This is a genomic window from Rhizobium sp. AN80A (genome assembly GCF_030053015.1).
GTDB classification, from domain to species: Bacteria; Pseudomonadota; Alphaproteobacteria; order Rhizobiales; family Rhizobiaceae; genus Rhizobium; species Rhizobium metallidurans.
The window spans coordinates 2,093,557-2,114,163 of the sequence record NZ_JASJPX010000003.1 but is presented as its reverse complement, the minus strand read 5'-3'; the positions used below and the strand labels follow the sequence as shown (position 1 = coordinate 2,114,163).

General features: G+C 58.7%; 15 protein-coding genes. 14 read left to right on the top strand and 1 reads right to left on the bottom strand.

Annotated features, from left to right (window positions below):
- Nucleotides 1–147 precede the first annotated feature (147 nt).
- The 7 genes from P3R82_RS22055 to P3R82_RS22025 all read left to right on the top strand — a co-directional run bounded on the left by P3R82_RS22055 (nt 148) and on the right by P3R82_RS22025 (nt 11,826).
- On the top strand, nt 148–2,625 hold the full coding sequence (locus P3R82_RS22055) for an AAA family ATPase (protein WP_283195340.1): 2,478 nt from the start codon (nt 148–150) through the stop codon (nt 2,623–2,625).
- Entirely contained in the window at nt 2,625–3,929 is a 1,305-nt protein-coding gene (locus P3R82_RS22050) for a restriction endonuclease (protein ID WP_283195339.1), read from the top strand. The genes P3R82_RS22055 and P3R82_RS22050 overlap by 1 nt, the downstream gene beginning before the upstream one ends.
- A gap of 221 nt (nt 3,930–4,150) precedes the next feature.
- Complete coding sequence (locus P3R82_RS22045) at nt 4,151–5,635, top strand: class I SAM-dependent DNA methyltransferase (RefSeq protein ID WP_283195338.1); 1,485 nt, start codon at nt 4,151–4,153, stop codon at nt 5,633–5,635.
- 66 nt (nt 5,636–5,701) lie between these two features.
- Nucleotides 5,702–7,015: a restriction endonuclease subunit S gene (locus P3R82_RS22040; protein WP_283195337.1), complete on the top strand. Its 1,314-nt coding sequence runs from the start codon at nt 5,702–5,704 to the stop codon at nt 7,013–7,015.
- A gap of 8 nt (nt 7,016–7,023) precedes the next feature.
- Nucleotides 7,024–7,920: an FRG domain-containing protein gene (locus P3R82_RS22035; protein ID WP_283195336.1), complete on the top strand. Its 897-nt coding sequence runs from the start codon at nt 7,024–7,026 to the stop codon at nt 7,918–7,920.
- Nucleotides 7,921–8,059: 139 nt separating this feature from the next.
- Nucleotides 8,060–8,632 (top strand): hypothetical protein, encoded by a 573-nt coding sequence (locus P3R82_RS22030; RefSeq protein WP_283195335.1) that lies wholly within the window; start codon nt 8,060–8,062, stop codon nt 8,630–8,632.
- Nucleotides 8,632–11,826 carry a type I restriction endonuclease subunit R gene (locus P3R82_RS22025; protein ID WP_283195334.1) on the top strand — a complete coding sequence of 1,065 codons (3,195 nt, stop codon included), beginning with the start codon at nt 8,632–8,634 and terminating at the stop codon, nt 11,824–11,826. The genes P3R82_RS22030 and P3R82_RS22025 overlap by 1 nt, the downstream gene beginning before the upstream one ends.
- A 190-nt stretch (nt 11,827–12,016) precedes the next feature.
- Here the strand turns inward: P3R82_RS22025 and P3R82_RS22020 are convergent, their stop codons facing one another.
- A complete protein-coding gene (locus P3R82_RS22020) occupies nt 12,017–12,784 on the bottom strand; it encodes an HNH endonuclease (RefSeq protein WP_283195333.1) in 768 nt (255 codons plus the stop codon).
- Between the two features lie 253 nt (nt 12,785–13,037).
- On the opposite strand from P3R82_RS22020, the gene P3R82_RS22015 reads away from it, so the two are divergent.
- The 7 genes from P3R82_RS22015 (at nt 13,038) to P3R82_RS21985 (ending at nt 20,557) form a co-directional block, all read left to right on the top strand.
- On the top strand, nt 13,038–14,270 hold the full coding sequence (locus tag P3R82_RS22015) for a hypothetical protein (protein WP_283195332.1): 1,233 nt from the start codon (nt 13,038–13,040) through the stop codon (nt 14,268–14,270).
- A 371-nt stretch (nt 14,271–14,641) separates the two neighbouring features.
- Entirely contained in the window at nt 14,642–15,733 is a 1,092-nt protein-coding gene (locus P3R82_RS22010; RefSeq protein WP_283195331.1) for a hypothetical protein, read from the top strand.
- A 125-nt stretch (nt 15,734–15,858) separates the two neighbouring features.
- Nucleotides 15,859–16,215, top strand: coding sequence for a hypothetical protein (locus tag P3R82_RS22005; RefSeq protein ID WP_283195330.1), 357 nt, complete (start codon nt 15,859–15,861; stop codon nt 16,213–16,215).
- Nucleotides 16,215–18,080: an ATP-binding protein gene (locus P3R82_RS22000; protein ID WP_283195329.1), complete on the top strand. Its 1,866-nt coding sequence runs from the start codon at nt 16,215–16,217 to the stop codon at nt 18,078–18,080. The genes P3R82_RS22005 and P3R82_RS22000 overlap by 1 nt, the downstream gene beginning before the upstream one ends.
- Nucleotides 18,077–18,892, top strand: coding sequence for an ATP-dependent Zn protease (locus tag P3R82_RS21995; protein ID WP_283195328.1), 816 nt, complete (start codon nt 18,077–18,079; stop codon nt 18,890–18,892). Before P3R82_RS22000 ends, P3R82_RS21995 begins: the two co-directional genes overlap by 4 nt.
- Nucleotides 18,893–18,918: 26 nt before the next feature.
- On the top strand, nt 18,919–19,845 hold the full coding sequence (locus P3R82_RS21990; protein ID WP_283195327.1) for a DUF429 domain-containing protein: 927 nt from the start codon (nt 18,919–18,921) through the stop codon (nt 19,843–19,845).
- Nucleotides 19,846–20,245: 400 nt separating this feature from the next.
- Nucleotides 20,246–20,557, top strand: coding sequence for a hypothetical protein (locus P3R82_RS21985; protein WP_136883213.1), 312 nt, complete (start codon nt 20,246–20,248; stop codon nt 20,555–20,557).
- Nucleotides 20,558–20,607: the final 50 nt, after the last annotated feature.

Below are 20,607 nucleotides of genomic sequence, written 5' to 3'. Positions count from 1 at the left end.
AATGGCAGAGGAGATATGGCGCGGCATCAGTTCCCTGTTTCATTGGCCGGCTCTACTTTCGGACCACGGAGGCTCCGCGAGGTGAAAGGTAATGCAAACGAGCAGATAAGTCTGGTAAACACGCCGCGTGCTTTTGGAGACCCATAGATGACCTTGCTCACCCCAGACAGACGGCTCGTTTTTTACGATCGCGAAGGGCTGCCGTATCGACCCGTCCGGGATGGTGGAACAGGAAGATCGATCTTCAAAATAAAGCCGAAGGGCGCCAGCAATCGGGCCGACGAAGCCATTCACACAGAACATTGGCTGGAAGTAGCGCGCGCTATGTTGATCGATGGGCTTGCGGCTCGCTGCCAGGCGTTCTCGGGTGGCTCCGTCAACTACCTCACGTTTGGGGCTCAGAAACTCGTTCGGTACGAGCTCGATCCAGAGATCGCTCGGCAATTAGGAATTCCGCCGGAGGGCGGCACTAACGAGCAGCCAAGTCATTTCTCACGCGCTGCCATAGAAGCAGCTTGCGATGCATTCGAAGCATTTCGGAGCCGCGGTGCCCATGCGGATATCTTCAGTGCTTTTGGTGAGCCGCGAGATTATTGGGTGCGTTCTACCCGCGGTCGCGAGAACCGCCTCTACCCCACAAAGCCCGTTGTGGCGTTTCTCTTGGGCACGACCGATATTCACGGTGGCTGGAACCAGCCGAGCGGCCCGGTTTCACTACTGCATAACAGCGGTTTCATCATTGTCGACAGTGATGACACGCCCTCTGAAATACCAAAGGAAGAACATGTGCTGCGAGGCGCCGACCGTATACGGCTTTGTGCGCTGAACTACTTCATCGAGCCGGCACGGGAACAGGGCGCGACTGAGGTTTCCGTTCGAGCTGGCGATCTCGCCGCGACCATGGGCCTGCAAGATGCGTTTCCTAATATCTGCCAAGCTCTCGGAGGCGAGAAGTTTCAGCAATTGGCTCAGGTGCCACAGCCAACACATACCGAACCGAACCCCAGCAGCTCCACCATCTTCACCTACAAGCTCGCATCACAAGCGAAGGCGGCCACCGTGACAGAAGAAAGTACAGCCTCAACGCGTTCAGCGACCAACTTGATTCTCTATGGGCCACCTGGCACAGGCAAGACCTACCGCACCGCGTGGGAGGCCGTTCGGCTTTGTCTTGGGGAACAGGTAGCAGCGGCGCTTCAGGGGGGCGAGAAGCGCAACGCGCTGATGGTCGAGTATCGACGCTTAGTCAGCGAGGGAAGGATCGAGTTCGTCACCTTCCACCAGTCCATGTCTTACGAGGAATTTATCGAAGGCCTTCGGCCAAGCACCGGCGATGAAGCCGGCGAGGGGCCCGAGGATGTCGAAGTCAGCACCGGTTTTCGTTTGAAATCCCACGACGGCGTATTCAAGCGAGTCAGCGAGCGCGCACGGCTCGACCAAGTCTCTGAAGGATCCCCGCGCAGGCTTGACCGCTCTGCACGCGTGTTCAAGGTCGCACTCGGGAATCGGCAAATTGAGCAGGACCGTTACCGGATTCGATTTGGCCTAGACAACAACCTCATCCATGTGGGCTGGGGCAGTGACATTGACTGGTCGGATGAACGTTTCGACGACTTCGATGAAATACAATCTGAATGGAGAGCAAAGAAGGATCCCGACGCGACCGGCCACGATGGAAACATCGTAATCACCTTCTCTTTCAGAGCGGACATGCAGGTTGGTGATTATGTCGTGGTCTCTGATGGACGTGATCGAATGCAGGCGTTTGGCAGGGTCACTGGTGAATATTTCTACGACCCCGAGGCAGCATTCCATCCGCATCGCCGGCATGTAGAGTGGCTTTGGCGAGAAGACGCCGGAGCAGAACGAAGCCGCTTTTACGCCAGAGGTTTCAGACGTCATTCAGTTTACAAGCTCAATCAGTCACTGGTGGATTGGGACGCCCTGGAAGCAATTGTTTTCGGTGATGAAACACCTCGTGCAAATCAGTCGGCACGGGATCATGTTTTAATCATCGATGAGATCAATCGAGCAAACATCTCAAAGGTTTTTGGCGAGTTGATTACGCTTTTGGAGCCCGACAAGCGGCTGGGTATGCCGAACGAAATCCGCCTCGTGTTGCCATATTCGAAGAAACCCTTCGCGGTTCCAGCGAACCTCCACATCATCGGCACCATGAACACGGCCGACCGCTCCATTGCGCTTCTCGATACCGCATTGCGCCGCCGGTTCACGTTCCGTGAGCTGATGCCGAACCCGTTGGTCCTTCCCACAAATACGGGCGGGATTGATCTGCGGAAGCTCCTGACCACGATCAACGACCGGGTCGAGTTTCTCTTCGACCGGGAGCATCAGATTGGCCACGCCTATTTTACCGGCTGCGCGACACGTGGCGATGTCGAGGAGGTAATGCGCCACAAAGTAATCCCATTGTTGGCGGAGTATTTCTACGAGGACTGGTCCAAGGTTGCCGCCGTTCTGGGCGACACCGGGCAAGGCAAGCCGCGGTTTCTGGAAGCACGGCGACTCGCCGCTCTTGCGAGCATTGCCGAAGACGACCTCTCCGGTGAAAAGCTACGTTGGCGCGTTAAAGACTCGTTCGATTTCTCGGAGTTTGAGGTCTGATGCCGTCCTACACTGTGCGGGAGTGGGATACGCTGCCCCATGGCGACGTGGAGGGCTCCATTCCAGCACATCTTGCTAGCCGGCTGGTTGCTCTGACCAAGACCTCGCCTTTAGCCGGCCGGGGCGGGGGTGGTGTGCTGGAGGATCGGCGGCACGAGCTACGGGCCCGAGGTGTCGTGGGTGTAATTGCTGCGCAGGGTTGCAGCCTTGAAATCCTCCCAAAGATCGACGTTATGCAAGCAGAAGGGGCGGAGCGGCAGAACGCTGCTATCCGCAAGCGTCTCGTCCATATGCTCGCGGTCGCCTTGGATCTGAATATCGAAATAGGGCGGATTACAGACCTCGACTGGCAGCGCGAGACCCTTCTTGAGATCCTGATCCGGATATTCTGTGACAAGCTGACCGAAGCGATCCGTCGCGGTATGCCTAGGCGTTATCTCGATCATGAGGACGATCTTTCCGCGCTACGCGGCACGCTGGATGTGCCGCGTCAATTTACTCGTCATGCCTTGAACCCCGGACGCCTCGCTTGTCGCTTCGATGACTTATCGCAAGACATCGCGCTGAACCAGATTATGAGAGCCGCCGTAGCGCATGTGTCAAGGTTGTCACGGAGTCCGGCCAATCAGCAGCGCCTTCGCGAATTGGCCTTTGTTTATGCCTATATATCAGATGTTCCGGTGCCAGCCCTGAAATGGCGAGAGGTCATCATCGACCGGACAAATCGCGCCTGGCAGGATCTGTTCGGCATGGCACAACTGTTCTTGCGTAGTCGATACCAGACGACTAGCAGTGGCTCGGGACAAGGGAGTGCCCTCCTATTCGAGATGAACGCCCTTTTTGAGGAGTATGTCGGACGACTGGTCACGCGCGCTCTCGCCGGGACCGAGTTCCGCGTTACGCTACAAGGTGGGCGGCTCTTCTGCCTCACCTCTGTCGAGAACGACCGCGCCTTGTTTCAAACCAAGCCCGACATCCTGATCTGGCGGGATGGACAGGTAGCCCATGTCATCGACACGAAATGGAAACGGATATCCGCGCGGATTGATGATCCGAAGCTGGGTGTTTCTCAGGGTGATGTTTACCAGATGATGGCCTACGCTCATCTCTACAAGTCACCTAAGCTGACTCTGCTCTATCCCCATCACGATGGGCTTGGCGCCAATGAGGGTGTCCAGGCGCAGTTCCGGATCACAGGTCAGGAGACGGTAGTCGAGACCGGCAGCGTCGACGTGGCAAACGGGAAGGATCTTGCGGCGCGCCTGAGAGACAAGTTCTTTCCAAACGTTTTCGGAGGCAGGTGAACAGGGTCCCCAGCCAACATCATCAGCCATCCTCGAACGCGACGGATAGACGCGTCGATGACATTGCGTCAATTACCGTGCGTCCCACATGGGAAATAATTTCCGGTCTTCGGCTGGGGCGACGGATACATCTTGGGCAACCCAGGATAGCTTTCTGAGCTTTACAGCTCGAACCCAACCATCCTAAGTTCCATGGGAACTGATTTGAGGGGACGGCCGTAGTGGCAAAAGATAATAATGGTGACCTCGGCTTCACGGCCGAGCTTTTTAAGGCTGCTGATAAACTTAGAGGCAATCTCGAGCCCTCGGAATACAAGCATGTGGCGCTTGGGCTCATCTTCCTGAAATACATATCGGACGCCTTCGACGGCCTCCATGCCAAGCTGGAAGCAGACAAATATGCCGATGCGGAAGACCCGGAGGAATACCTCGCGGAAAACGTCTTCTGGGTACCGAAGGGGGCCCGCTGGGGGCACCTTCAGGCGAATGCCAAGCGGCCCGAAATCGGCAAGCTGATCGATGAAGCAATGGAGGCCATCGAGCGCTTCCCGTCGAACGAAGGGCTAAAGGGCGTTCTGCCGAAGAACTATGCCCGCCCTACGCTGAACAAGACTATGCTGGGCGAGCTCATCGACCTCTTCTCCAACATCGGCCTGCATGACAGCAAGGACACGGCCAAGGATCTGTTGGGTCGGGTCTACGAATACTTCCTCTCCGGCTTTGCGAGCTCCGAAGGCAAGCGCGGTGGCGAGTTCTTCACGCCCCGTTCCGTGGTGCGCACCTTGGTTGAGATGCTGGAGCCCTATAAGGGCCGTGTCTATGACCCCTGCTGCGGCTCAGGCGGCATGTTCGTGCAGTCGGAAAAGTTCATCGAGGAGCATGGTGGGCGGCGTAATGACATTGCCGTATATGGTCAGGAGATCAACCACACCACCTGGCGCTTGGCCAAGATGAACCTCGCCGTGCAAGGCATCGATGCCGATATCCGCTGGAACAACGAGGGCAGTTTTCACCGCGACGAACTGCCAGACCTGAAGGCCGATTTCATCCTTGCCAACCCGCCCTTCAACATTTCCGATTGGGGCGGAGAGCGGCTGGCGGAAGATGCCCGCTGGAAGTTTGGCAGACCCCCGAACGGCAACGCCAATTTCGGCTGGCTTCAGCATATTATCCATCATCTTGCCCCGCGCGGCACGGCTGGCGTGGTCTTGGCCAACGGCTCCATGTCCTCGCAACAATCCGGCGAAGGAGAGATCCGCAAGGCGATGATCGAGGCGGATCAGGTAGATTGCATGGTGGCCCTGCCGGGCCAGCTCTTCTATTCCACCCAGATCCCCGCCTGCCTCTGGATCCTTGCTCGCGACAAGAGCGCCAATGGTCACCGCGACCGGCGCGGCGAAATCCTCTTCATTGATGCTCGCAAACTCGGCTTCATGGTGGACCGTGTCCGCCGTGAGTTCACCGCAGAGGATGTCAAAAAAATCGCTGATACCTATCACCGCTGGCGCTCGAAGCCGGAAACGCGGGCGAAGAACGGCTGGACAGACTATGCGGACGAGCCGGGTTTCTGCAAATCCGCCAGGTTGGAAGAGGTGCGGGGGCACGGTCATGTGCTGGTGCCGGGGCGTTATGTGGGGGCGCGGATGCCGAGGATGATGGAATCTCGTTTGCGGAGAAGTTTGAAGTATTACGAGAGACTCTTATGACGCAGTTCAACGCAGCTAAATTGTTAGAAAGGCGTATTGGGGATGCACTCTCGGGGGTCAATTTAGGTGATTAACTGGCGTGACTTTGTTCTCGGCGACGTGGTGAAATTCAAGGGAGGTTCCGTATTTCCGAAGGAAGCACAAGGATTGGCATTCGGTGATCTACCTTTTGTCAAGGTGAGTGATATGAACCGAGCCGAAAATTGGAAAGATCTTTATGGCGCTGAAAACTGGCTATCAGTTTCAGCCGCAAAGGCGCTCAAAGCCACAATTCACGAACCCGGAGCTGTTGCCTTTGCCAAAATTGGCGTTGCCTTAACTTACAACAGACGGCGGCGCGTTATTCGTCCGACATTATTGGACAACAATATGATGTCGGCCTCTACGATTAGTAAGGATTTAAATCAGAGCTTCCTTTATCACCTTCTCCAGACGATTGATTTCAATACTGTCTCAGCGGGTTCCGCCTTACCCTACTTGACGGTAGGAACTCTGAACAAGATATCCGTTCGCTTGCCGCCTCCAGAGCAGCAGATGGGTATTTCTAGCCTTCTTGACCATTTGGACGAAAAGATCGAACTGAACCGGCAGATGAATGAGACGCTGGAGTTGATGGCGCAAGCGATCTTCCGCGATTGGTTTGTGGATTTCGGCCCCACCCGCCGCAAGCTGGAAGGCGCAACCGATCCCCTCACCATCATGGGCGGCCTCGTCCAGGGCACCGAACGGGCGCAAGCCCTTGCCGATCTGTTCCCAGCCGCGCTTGGGGATGATGGGCTGCCGGAGGGGTGGGAAAGCAAGCCTCTCCTGGATCAGGCAAACTGGGTCAACGGTGCAGCGTACAAGAACATGCACTTCTCCGATGATCTTGATGCGCTTCCTGTAGTGAAAATCGCCGAGCTCAAAAACGGTGTTACCACTAGCACCAAACGCACCAATACAGCGCTGGGAGAAAGGTATCGGATCTCCGACGGTGAACTGCTCTTTTCGTGGTCAGGCAATCCAGATACGTCAATCGATGCGTTTGTGTGGATCGGCGGCGACGCATGGCTCAACCAGCACATATTCGCGGTCAGGGAAAATGGCACCCGCTCAAGAGCAGCACTTTATGTGCTTCTCAAAGCCCTGATGCCGCAGTTTGCCGAATTGGCGCGAAACAGGCAGACCACCGGGCTTGGGCATGTGACCAAGGAAGACATGAAGCGATTGGAGATTGCCGTAGCGCCGGGCCCGGTGGAGGCGGCCTTTGAGGATGTCATCACTCCCATCTTCGATCTGATTGTCGGCAAGCTTTTTGAAAACCGCACCCTCGCAGCCACCCGTGACCTCCTCCTCCCGGAATTGATGTCAGGCGAGGTCCGCCTTACTGCAGCAAGCTAAGCAGCAGCATGAACGAACTGCGCCAAGGTGTCTTAGAATATTTGATGGAATGCGCTCCCGAAGCATTGAAAGCAGCCACGGGAGGAGAGTTTGCGCATGTCGTCGCGTCACTGGGGGAGCGCGGCAGGCTTCTTATGGACGGAGACGCCGATCTCGGTGAGCTGGCCAATTTTGTGGCAACAGAGCTGAATAGCCGCATGAGTAAACCTGACCTGGAGGAGAGTGAGCTACATCGGCTGCTAGAAGATTGGCGAATCTCCGCCGTCAAAAGCCGTCCGTACTACTTGTCCCTACCTATTTGGCCTGAGTTCGCTGCTCCAAATAACCCGATTGACGGGCTCTTGCCGACGTGTCGTGTGCATGGCTGGGAGCATTTCGTCGAAGTCATGCGTGATCCTGATCAAAATCGCGCTCGGCATGAAATCATCTATCGTGGGCAGCGTGGTTACAATTGGCCGTTAGCCTCAACACTAACGCGGCAGTTTTCGGACGGGAGCATACGAGACGAAGATCGAGATGCGCTGCTGATGTACTTCCGTCTCGCCATGCGTGGTCGTGGGCCTGACCTTACCTCGATGGAGGATGAGGACGTATGGGCCTATGGTCAGCACGTCGGCCTCGCAACTCCGCTTCTGGACTGGTCGAAATCTCCATTCGTCTCGCTTTATTTTGCTTTTGCAGAGCCAGATCCTGAAAACGCCGACAATCATAGTAGGGCGATCTTCTGTCTGGACATGACGCGGTTGAAGGTGGCCTTACCAGAGCTTTTTGTCGAGCCTCGTTCCAACGATAACGCAAGACTTGTGAGCCAGGCTGGACTTTTCACGCTTACACCTTCAGGCAGCGAAAACTTCAGAATCTTACATTATCAATGCGCTTCAGGAAAATTCCGCCATCGATTTTGATGGCTTTGAAGATCTTCCTACGCCGGAAAATGGATTCGAATTTCCCGCGAATGACATTGCCCGGAAGCTTGCGCCCTATATCTGCAAGATTCACATTCCAAACGAGCGACGCCTTGAATGCCTTGCGATGCTCCGAAAAATGAACATTCATCATGGCAGCCTTTTCCCTGATCCTTTTGGAGCAGCTCAGTATTGCAATGACTGGCTTCTTAGGAAGATCAAGGAGGATGACGACGAGCGGAAGTTTACTGAAAGCGCTAAAATCGCCGCTGAAGCCGAGGCTAAGGCGTCACGAAGCGCCGAAAGGGCCGAAAACGCGGTTAAAGAGGCAGAGCTGGCATCTGAAGCCGCGGCCGGCACAACATTGGAAGAACAGGTTACACACGCAATTTCCCTGCAAGCTGGGTTCATCGGCGCGGACATCGACGCGGTAGAGTGGGCAAAAAAGATTATTCAAAACTATGCCAAGCTCGAGAGTGTCGACTGGGTCCGGAAGGAATCTACCAGGGCAAATGTGAAGAAGGGTCTGTCACGTCAGTTAACCCTCCTCGGAGCCGGCAATCTGGCCAGCAGGCTGGCGGAGCAGCTTGTAGAGATTTTTGATGCCGAGTATCGAAATACGAACAATCTGAATTTCGAAGGTAAGGGAAAGCAAAGCCACGACTTCTTTGCGGCAGCTCGGCCTTCAGCGGAGAGTAACGAGGCAAGCTGATGGCAAATTTCGACTTCAGGCAAGATGAGGCAAGATACGGGGGCTTCTCCGAAGGCCTTGTCGAAGAGGTTGTTCTCGCGACGTTCGAGGCGCTTGGCTACCTCTACCATCCCTCGCAGCTCATCTCTCCGGACGGGACCGCTCCCGCCCGTCTAGCCTATGTCGATGTGCTGCTGTCGGATGTGCTCGCCACCGCAGTCGAACGTCTGAACCCAAACATTCCGGCTGACGCGCGCCAACAGGCGATCCGCCAGCTTTTGATCAGCGAAACGCCGTCTCTGGTCGAGGAAAACCGCCGTATCCACCGCCTGCTCACCGAAGGCGTCGATGTCGAATTCGGCATCGGCGATGGGGAAGTGAAGGGAGACAAGCTGTGGCTGATCGACTTCGAGCACCCGGAGAACAACGACTTCTGGGTGACCAACCAGTTCACCGTGGCCGAGGGTAAATATACAAGACGCCCGGATGTCATGATCTTCGTCAACGGCTTGCCGCTCGGCATCATCGAGCTGAAGAACGCGGCAAGCGAGAATGCCACGATCCATGAAGCCTATAACCAGCTTCAGACCTACAAGGAGCAGATCCCCTCGCTGTTTCGTACCAATGCGGTGATCGTGGCGTCTGACGGTATGCTGGCGCGGATTGGCTCATTGACGGCAGACGAAGAGCGCTTCATGCCCTGGCGGTCCGTGACCGGCGTGGAGGGGGATTTCACGCCCCACGGCCCCTACGAGATGGACACGCTGCTCAGGGGCGTCTTCGACAAGGAGCGCTTTCTCGCCTTGATCCGTGACTTTACCGTGTTTGGCGATCTGGGCGAAGGGCCGTTCAAGATCCTTGGCGGTTATCACCAGTTCCACGGCGCCCGCAAGGCCATCACCAGTGCCATTGAGGCGGTGAAGCCTGAGGGGGATCGCCGGGTCGGCGTGATCTGGCACACCCAGGGCTCCGGCAAGAGCTTGCTAATGGCGTTCCTCGGCGGCCTGATCGTGCGCTCGCGCGAGCTGGAAAATCCCACTCTGATCGTGCTGACCGATCGCAACGATCTGGACGATCAGCTCTTCGGTACCTTCAGCCTGTGCAAGGATTTGATCCGCCAGACGCCGGAACAAGCCGATAGTCGCGATGATCTGCGCAAGCTTTTAAACCGGGCCTCCGGCGGCGTGATCTTCACGACCGTGCAGAAATTCTCGCCAGAAAAGGGTGAGGAGGTGTTTCCGGTGCTGACGGAGCGCCACAACGTCATCGTCATGGCCGACGAAGCGCACCGCAGCCAGTACGGTTTTGACGCCAAGCTGAACCGGGAGACCGGTGAGCGTCGCTATGGCTATGCCCATTACATCCGTCAGGCGCTGCCGAACGCCTCCTTTATGGGCTTCACGGGAACGCCGATTGAAGCGGCGGATGTGAACACGCCTGCCATCTTCGGCAAATATATCGATATCTACGACATTAGTCGCGCGGTGGAAGATGGGGCGACCGTTCCGATCTACTACGAGAGTCGTCTCGCTCGGATCGAACTGAATGAGGATGAGAAGCCAAAGATCGACGCCGAGATCGAGGCCATGCTCGAAGATGAAGGCCTGACGGAACAGGAAAAACAAAAAGCGCAATGGACGACGGTTGAGAGGTTGGTCGGCTCGAAGAAGCGACTGACTCAGGTCGCTGCTGATCTGGTGGAGCATCTTGAAAAGCGCATCGAAGGTCTGCCCGGCAAGGCGATGGCAGTCTGCATGAGCCGCCGCATCTGCGTCGATCTCTACAACGAGATCGTGGCACTTCGGCCCGAATGGCATTCGGATGATGACGACAAGGGTGCGATCAAGATCGTCATGACCGGCTCGGCATCCGATCCGCTCGAGTGGCAAAAGCATATCGGCAACAAGAAGCGCCGTGACGACCTCGCCAAGCGGGCGCGAAAGGTGGATGATCCGCTGAAGCTGGTCATCGTGCGCGACATGTGGCTGACGGGATTCGATGCGCCCTGCATGCACACGATGTATATCGACAAGCCGATGCGCGGTCATGGGTTGATGCAGGCTATCGCCCGCGTCAACCGTGTCTTCAAGGATAAGCCAGGCGGCCTCGTCGTGGATTACATCGGCATCGCCACCAACCTGAAAAAGGCGCTTGCCCAGTATTCCCAATCCGACCGCGACAAGACGGGTATTGATGAGGAGGAGGCCGTGGCCGTCCTCCTGGAGAGATACGAGATCGTCCGGGGCATGTTCACCGGGCATGACTACAGCCTGGGTGTCACGGGCAATCCGGTCGAACGGCTGAAGGCGCTGGCAGACGGCATCGACTGGATCTTGAAGTGGCAGCAGGCGGAAGCTGCCAAGGTCCAAAGTCTGGAGGCCAAGAAGCAGGCGCACCGCCGCTATCAGGATGCGGTTCTGGAGTTGAGCAAGGCCTATGCCCTTGCTTCCGCCAGCGATGCGGCAACCGAAATCCGCGATGAGGTCGGTTTTTTCCAGGCCGTTCGCGCGGCCCTTGTGAAGACGACGGCCACCGGCAAAATGTCTGACAAGGCGAAGTCCCTGGCGGTGGAACAGCTTCTCAATCAGGCAGTCGCCAATGCCGAGATCGTGGACATCCTAAAGGCAGCGGGCCTGCAATCACCTGACATCTCCGTTCTCTCTGACCAGTTTCTGATGGATGTGCAGAAAATGGAGAAAAAGAACCTCGCCTTGGAAGCCCTGAAGAAGCTGCTGAACGGGGAGATCAAGAGTCGCTCCAAAACCAACGTGGTCCAATCCAAGACCTTTTCGCGGCGCCTTGAAGAGGCTGTTGCCCGTTATCATGCCAACGCGATTTCTACAGTCGAAATGATCCAGGAACTGATCGCATTGGCCAAAGAGATGCAGGCGGCGACCGCACGTGGGGATGAGCTGGGGCTCTCACCGGAAGAGATCGCCTTCTATGATGCGCTGGCTGGCAACGAGACGGCTGTCGAGGTCATGGGCAGCGAACAGTTGCGCGTCATCGCCCATGAGTTGGTCGAGAATATGCGGGGCTCAGTCACCGTTGATTGGCAACACAAGGCAAGCGCCCGCGCGAGGATGCGCATCCTGGTGAAGCGCATTCTCAAGAAGTTCGGATATCCGCCGGACCTGGAGCAGGAGGCTGTGCAGATGGTGCTCGCCCAGGCGGAGCTCCTTTTGAAGGAAATATCCTCCAGCCACGGAAAGTGAGACGCGGAAATTATTTCCGCCTCATCACCCCTTAAACACCTTCTCGCGGTGATATTGCAGAAACTGTGAATGTGGCCCCTCGTCTGGGCGTGACGGCACAAGCAGGCGTCGCTCCGGATGCATCAGCCGCGAGATCGCCTCCGGCACGCCGCGTTTGCGACCAGCATGCTGTAATCGTCATCGACTGAAATCAGACCGTATCAAACATCCAGTGCACGGTCCCGGAGAGCGCGAGGCCGTTGCGAACACTATCCGGCCCGCGGTCAGCTACAGGCCGGATGTGTGCCGCCTGAACCTCCGATCGCCCGCCGCCATTTATCAGCTTGAGGCCGGTGACAGCGCAGATGTCCTGATAGGCTGCCTTGATCGCCACGGAAAACGCCCTGTCGCGAAAGGGTCGCTGCACCACCTGAGAGACGATCCGGCGGTCGATGCTGTCGACCTCGTAGGGCATCTGTGGATTGTCGCCCAGCCCGAGGCGCGCCTCCTCAGCCGGATCTGGCGCCGGGCGTTCCCGATCCCGCTTGCCTAGTACATGTGCGAAGCCAGCGGCGAGGATCAGGTCGTATTCTTCATCTGAGATGTTGCGGACAGCGCGCCCGAAGGCGCCCTTGTTCGCAGAGCCGTCCTCCTTCCGCAGACCGCTTTCGTAGTAGTGGTCGACGTCCTTGAAGGGCACAGCGTGGTCGAAGAGCAGGAAGTCATCAATCAGCGCATAGAAATGGTCGGCCCTCGACGGATCCACGATGATATCGGTGATCCTGCCTGTCGCGTAATATCCCTGCTTGCCGCCCGTTTTCATCAGATCGCCGCTCGGCCGCCGTGGCTGATAGTAGACGATCCAGTCTCGCCGCACAGCCTCGATCTGACGCAGATAGGTTCGCGGGAAGTGGTAGCGCTGCTCCGGAAGATCGTCGTAGGTCGGATCGACTTTTGTCGTTAGGACCGCTTTTGACATCGTGGCACCTCTATGAACTGTCTCGGTTACCAGGTCGGCGGGTCTGCGAAAACATGCACGGGCCTGCAAGGTGGCGCACCCTGTAGTTGTGTTTTGTTACTTTGGCCAAGTCAAAGTAAGAAAAATTCAAATGCGCTAAAAATGAAGTACGTTAAGTATTAATGCATGCAATATCCCGAAATTGCTAAGTAAAAATTGGATAGACAACTTTTGATACGTCTTGAGTTACTTTTAAATCCAAGGGATAATTTACATGTCAATTGCGCAGGTGCAGTTGATGCTTTTGCAACACGCAAGGATCTTTGACATGACGAAGAAAACGAACGAAGCGGGATCCGGCCGCTTTGACTACGACGCGGCCGCCATCGACGCGCAGAGCATGAAGGCGTTGGAAGCGACAGCCTCCAACATCCAGGCTTTGGGGCGCCGGTCTACGGAGCAGGCCTTCGAACTGGGTGACCTGCTGGAGCAGGCGTCCGAGCTCGTTGAGCCCGGCACCTTCGAGAAATGGGTATCGCAGCGATGCGACATCTCCTCGAAGACCGCGCGCAACTATCGGTCTGTTGCTCGCAATCTAGCTCCGTACCGAACTCGTGCGGTCGAGCTGGCCATCAGCCCCACGGTTCTTTTTCATCTGGCGTCCGCGCCGGACGAAAAGGTCGAGGCTGCTCTGGGTTTTGCGGAGGAGAACGACGGCATTCGCGTCAGTGAGGTGAAAGCTCTGCTGGCGGACGGCGCCGAAAACGTGTCCGAAGAGGTCACAAGCACTGAGCTTGCCGAAGTCGGCGGTCTCTCCGGGCTGCGGGCGCTGATCGACATCAAGACGAAGAGCGGTCTTGCCGCTTTCGTTGAGAATGCGGCAATGCTTGCCAAGACTGTCGAGGACATTCTCGAACGCAAACCTCGGGGCAAGCGTCTTCAGAAGAAAGCACTCGTTCCGGTGCTTGAGCCTTTGGGCCGACTTGCCAAGCGCAGCCTGGGCAACGTCCTACTTCTCGATGCGCCAGGCGACATCGACGTCCGCAAGCTCTCTGCGACCGAGCTCGCTCCCGGAAGCCGCTGGCACAAAGTGTTCGAGACGCTCGACGATGTGGGTGATCGAGAGGCCTGGCCTGAGGCGAAGGAGCTCGAACTGTGGCTGAGCCAGGAGCTGCTGCCGCTCCTCGATTGGGCAACCTCGAGAGCGAAGCAGCCTGAGTGGCCGCTCGAGGCCACTGTTGCCTCGAACTCACCCGACCAGGTGATGCGCCGTGGGTTGGAGGCGCTGGGTGGCGTCGTGCGGGTCGACGCGCCGAGTCTCGATCCGTCCGAGGACGAGGATGAAACGCTCGAGGACTACGTACCGCCAGCGATATTCACCCGGAGGGGTGGAGCATCTGAGACCGCCGGTTCCAACGTCCTTTCTTTCGGCTCGACCGAAGGGCTGTCTGGACTAAGGAAGCCGAAGGCGCTCACGCGCAAACCCGCCGAGGCGTCGGCGGACTGAACTTAAGAAAGGGGCTTTTGGGGCCCCTTTCTTGATTCCGGCTGTGCGTTTGGCGCCGTGCTCAGCGCAACCTCATCGCGCTTCACCGATCGTTTACCATCGCGCGTGGACAGAATTCGGACGTGAGCCCGCCGTTAACCTCGTTCAGGATCTGTTCTCTTTTTGCCGATCGGGTCCTTGAGATCCGGTCGGGGTCCTGTCAGGACTGGGTGGCTCCACGAGATGGAGCAAGCGGCCCAAGCCGGTGGTGGAACACCGACATGGGCCTGACCCTCAAGCCTTCTATCGAAAGGAATCGGGCTTTGACCAACCTACACGCTTCAACCCACACTGGGGAAGTTCTGCGCGCCGCATCAACGGCATCCTCCAACATGTCTTTTGTCGCCGGCTCGGCGTCGCGTCGCCAGTTCGGTGAGCGCTCCGCTGTTCACGCCGAACCGCCGGCGCTGCGTCGTCATACGCATCTGGTGCGCTATCCCGACGTCGAGGCCGACTTCGACGCGCTGATCGACAAAGCCATCGGCGCCATCTCGGAAGGCGAGCCGGTCGAAGACGAGATTCTCGGCCACTATGTCGCCGTCGCCTCGCTCGTCCGTGCCGTAAGCTTCCGTGAAGGCAAGCTCCTGGAGCAGGCCGTCGAGCGGCTGGCCAAAGTCAATCCCGATTTGGTCGTGCTGATGCAGTCGATCAAACTGCCGTTGGTGAAGGCGGCGATCGAAGCGGTCGCCGGCAATGATTGGCGCCAGCTCGAGCGTGTACGGCTTGATTGCGAGGCACCGGCCAAGGGGAGCTACACGCCGGATCTGATCATCGTGAACCGCGCCAAGCGGGCCGCCTTCGTGTTGGACCTGAAGCGCTCGCTCGCGTCCTACGGCGACACCAGCCGGCTTGAGGAGCTAAAGCTCAAGATGCTGGCATCGGCAATGATCGTGCCGGACTGGCTGTACAAGACCCAGAAGCGGATGATGATCGAGACGGTCGGCGTCGCCATCATCGATGGCGCCAGCCGTCCGAGCGACCACGCGGCGGGCGTCTGGGCGCTGTCGGAGATCGACGATCTTCTCGAGATCGATGGCGCCGCAGCTTGCATGGCGGAACTGCGCCTGCGCTTCGGGCGCCGCGTGCAACAGCTTCTCGAGGTCGAGGCGCGTCGAGCGCTCGGTCTCCCGGAGACGCCAATGGTGATGTCGGCCCCAGTGCTCGCCGCTGATGCCTCCACGACGTCGCTCTATACGCGCCGCTTTGGGACGCTGCGGGCAATCCCCCGTGCCATGGTCTGCGAGGATGCGACGGATAACATCGGGGATCACGGATCCGGATGCCGTTGCGGCTCCTGTGAAGATCCAAGCTTCGATGATGACGACGATGGCCGCGATGATCCGGAGGCGCTGGCGGATGACACCGTCTCATGGCCGCCCGAGCATGTCCGCATCGGCTTTGCCCGGCGTCTGCTCGACGCCTGACGCTACAGAGCCTTCGCTCGGATGAGGCTATGGCTGCGGCGCGTGACGCCGCGGCAGCCTCTTCCCGTTCCCATTATTCTCTGAAGACGCCGTCCATCAAAGCCGGACCGGCTAGGAGACCCTGTATGTCCGCAGACATCATGCCCGAACCATCATCATCGACATCTGCCCGCCTCAACCGGGGCAGCTTGCGAGCTTTCAAGACCAATCAGCCTCCTGTAGCGCCGTCTCCGCAGGACGACCCGGCTCTGATCATCGGCCTCGCTCTTGCGTTTGCCCGGCAGGGGTCACCGAACATGCGCGAGATTCCCTCCGTGGTGCTGGAAACACTCCGCCGCCTGGCAGAATCCGGTGATCCCGCCTGCCGGCTGGTTCTCGACTGCCTCAACAGGAGGGCAGGCGCCAATCATCGGACGTTCGCTCGTCAGGGCGTGCCGCCGGAAATTGTTTCCGCTCATCCGGCAATCCAGGAGGAATGCTGATGGATCGTCTGGCTTCCTTCCTCCTTCGACGTCTCGCCCATGTCGAACGCCGGGCCGTTCGGCATTTCGCGGTCCGCAACGGTCTTCTGACGATGACGACCGCCATTGTCGACGGTCATGTCATCGGCCGCTTCAGTCCCGTCTTCGATCAATCCCATCTCAGCGGCGATGTCGAGCGGGACAGTCAGTGGGTGCGGGCTCATCTCGCCGGCTTCCTGATCGAAGCACCGCAGGACGGACACGGTCGCCCCGTTCTCGTACCAGCCGTGCCGGTGTGGCCAGATCACCTCAGGCGGCATCCGGCAAACATTGAGGCTGCTGACACGGCTGCACATGCCTACGCGGTTCGAGTCGTTGCGGAAGCCGGGTATAATCCGAGCATCAAGCATATGGCTACCCTGCTGCTGCTTGCCGCGGCACTGGAGCAATCGGGCGTCACACTGCGCGATCTGGTCGCGATCCTACGGCAGCCCGCACCCGTCTTCTCCGTAGCTGTCCTCGCCGATGGCTTTGAGCGGGCCCAGTCGCAGCTCATCGAAGACACCGGCATCGTGCCGTACGGGCCTTACACCGGCGTGGCGGCGGATTTTGCTTTCACCGACGATCTATGGAAGTGGGTAGACAGGGAGACCCGGCGCGTCTTCTTGCAGGTCCCGGCTGGAGAGACGAACCGCCCGAGCCGGGCGGCCCTGCGCGGGCAATTGCTGCGGGCGCTTGCGGATGGCACGCCGGTTCTCGCGGTCTCCGAGAAACACACTGGCATTCCCGATCAGGTGGATCTGACCTGCGATATCAGGCTGACGGGTGCCGGGATCGATCGCCTGCTGATCGCCGATCTGCTGGAAGCTATCTACGGCAGTGAAGCGGTCATGCGTCATGACAGCAGCATCGCGAGGATTGATGCCGGTGTGCTGACGCTCGACGATCTCGCAATTGCAATCAGGCCGGGCCGCCCAATCCTCTCAAGCCTCGATGCGCTCGCTGGTCTGGCGGCGCTGAATCGCGAGGACAAGGAAGATGACAAGAACGGAGACAAGGCTGATGCCTCGCGGCGGCTGATCACGCAGAGCCCAAGCGAGCGAAGAGAGCAGACGTCGCGGGATGGCGGCAACACCGGCAATCGCGCGGCATCGACGTCGACCGCCTCATCCAAGGGCAAGGCGAAATCGAAAAGCAAGCCAACCGGCGCCGAGGTGATCCAGCCGGAGCCCTTCGATGAGGCATCGAGGCCGGCTGTGCCGTCCGTGCTGCGCGTTGAGACGCTGACGGGCTATGGTGCAGCAAAAGATTGGGCGCTTGGCCTGAAAGTCGATCTCGCGGATTATCTGACGGGAGGCCTCGCTTGGTCGCACATGAGCACGAAGCTGCTTCTCTCCGGACCGCCGGGGACTGGCAAGACAACTTTTGCACGGGCGCTTTGCAACACGCTGCAGGTTCCACTGGTCGTCACCTCTGTCTCGACCTGGCTACAGGGCGAGTATCTACATGATGTGCTGGACCGCATGGCAAACACGTTCGCGGAAGCCCGACGTCAGGCGCCGTCCATCCTGTTCATCGACGAGATCGACGGCATCGGTCAGCGTGCCTCGGCGTCGCGACCCTACGCCGACTACTGGAACGCCTGCGTCAACAAGCTGTTGGAGCTTCTCGACGGCGCGCTGAAAACCGACGGCGTCATCGTCGTTGGCGCCACGAACCGGCCGACCGAAATCGATGAGGCGATCCGCCGCTCGGGGCGGCTGGAAACGCAAATCGAGATCCCGCGCCCCGATATTCCGACCCTCGCAGGCATTCTCGCCCATCATCTGGGCAGCGACCTCGATGCCGTCGCCATGTCGGACACCCAAATCGGAGGTCAGCCATGACGGGAAACACCAAAATTGGCGGCTCGATGGACGAGATCGAGGTCATCCTGGAGGATGACGGCGAGCGCGGCATCGACAGGCCAGAGACGGCCGAGCAGGACACCCCAGTGCTTCAGGCGTTGCGACGTCTGGCAACACGAGCAATGGGCCTGACTGGCGCCGACATTGAACGGATCGTCCGCGAAGCTCGATTGAAAGCTCGCCGAGAAAAGCGCCGCCTCACTTATGCCGATGTCGAAGCTGGCATCCGCGGTCACCGCCCGCCGGTCCCGTATGATGTCCGATGGCGTTTCGCGATCCACGAGTCCGGCCATGCGGTCGTGCATCACGCTCTACGTCTCGGGTCGATCAAGGGGCTGACGATCGACGCCAAGGACGGCGGCCACAATGCAGTGACCTTTGCGACCAACGCACCCGATACCGAAGCTTGGTATGGGCGGCTGCTGGCAATGCTGATGGCTGGCCGCGCGGCTGAACTCGTCGCGCTCAAGGCCGTATCGGCGGGCTCCGGCGGCGCCGAAGAGAGCGACCTGGCGCGCGCAACTCGTGTCGCGTTGGATATGGAACAGGCACTCGGCTTCGGTGGCCGTCATCCGCTGCTCTACCTCGGACACAAGGATCCGACCGCGATCCTCAGCCGCGACGCCGAGCTGGCAGAGCGGGTGCATCGGCGGCTGGAGTTCGCGCAGGCACGGGCGACGGATGTCATCCTCGAAAACCGGCAGGCCTTCGACGGGCTGGTGCGCGCGCTCTTCGACGCCCAGGCGCTCGATGGGGCAGCGGTCATGGACATCCTGGCCGGTGCCTCGTAAATCCAGAGCGAGGGATGGAGGACGGGATGTCTGTAACTGTCGTCGCACATTGCGACTGGAGTATCGAAGCCAAGAAGCGATGGATGTGCGTGGCGGTTCGGCAGGGCGAGACGTGGGCCCTTTCGGCGCCGGAACCCGTCGGCGACACGCAGAACCTTACACATCGGCTGCGGCGGCGGATAGGAGCAGACGCCGCAGTGCTGATGGGTTTCGACTTCCCGATCGGTCTTCCTGCCGCCTACGGCAGAACTCTAGGGACACCTGACTTCCCTTCTTTTTTGCGGTCATTCGGGGACGCACGCTTTGCGCGTTGGTTCGACGTCGCGGAGCATCACAGCGAAATCTCCATCGACCGACCCTTCTATCCGATGCGGCCTGGGGGCACGCAGCGTCAGCACCTTTTCGACGCTTTAGGGCTGAGCGGTAAGGATCTTCTGCGCCGCTGCGAGCGGGCGACACCTGATCGCGGCGACGCCTGTATGTTGTTCTGGACGCTCGGCGGCAACCAGGTGGGCAAGGCCGCCTTGGCCGGCTGGCGTGAGATTATCCTCCCGAACCTCGGGGAGCTATCGCTTTGGCCGTTCGACGGGCCGCTCCGTGAACTGATGATGCCGGGCGCCACTGTTGTCGCCGAGACCTATCCCGGTGACGTCTATGGCCAGCTTGGAATTCCCCGACGCCCTGTGTGGAGTAAGCGACAGCAAGACGGACGCCGGTCCGTGGCAAGTCATCTGATGCGGTGGCTGGAGAACAGGCCACACGTCGACGGGAGCGGACTCCAAACTCTGATCAGCGACGGTTTCGGAAACGGCAAGGACGGTGAAGACCGGTTCGACGCGACAGTCGGCCTGCTTGGCATGATCGACGTCGTCGATGGCCGACGGGGCGAAGGGGTACCGGAAGCTGATGATGTCAAAACGTGGGAAGGCTGGATCCTCGGTCAGCAGGCTTAAGTCTCCCGCACGTTGATCTATCTTAGAAAGAGCTGATGCAGGTCGCCGGCAACTCGAAACAAATTGCGCTCATTCGATTCGAACTTCCGGGCGAACGATTCGAAAGTCGAGGGCAACGTTTCCAAGCTCTGGGCAAACGTTTCGATCGTCCAGATTTACGATTCACCCGAAATCGGAATGGTCGCACCTTGTGCGCCCGGCGCCGTCAACATAGCCGCGAGATTGCCGGCAACTTGTCTCGACGTGCCCGCAACCTGAAACAAATTGCGCTCATTCGATTCCAAACTCGAAAATTCCGATTCACGACACGATGATTCCGTTTCGGTGACAAACGCCTTGCGCTGTGCCGCCGGTCCTCTGACCATAAGAGTGCCATCAACGAAAACAGGGGGAAGATGACATGGCGCGACAGACCTTGGAGGAGCGCAACGCCAAGCAGAGGGAGCGGCAGCAGCGGCTGAGGGACCGGCATCGGGCAGAGCGGCGTCCGGATCGTGACGACGTCGCGCGGGCCATGCTGTTCTGGACGATCAGCAGCTATCTCGACCAGGGACGGCAGGACTGGATAGAAGAGCTGGCCGACGCCGTGGTTGGGGTTCTCGTCGACCAAGGCTTCGACGAGCGGGCAGCCGACGAAGTTTTCGATGATCTCGTCGATCGCTACGCTAGCGATGACCAACCTTTCCGCCGCAAGGTTCACCTGCGGGGCTGACGATTTCTGGCCATCTGCTCTGCCTGATCACCAACTATTTGTGCAAACGG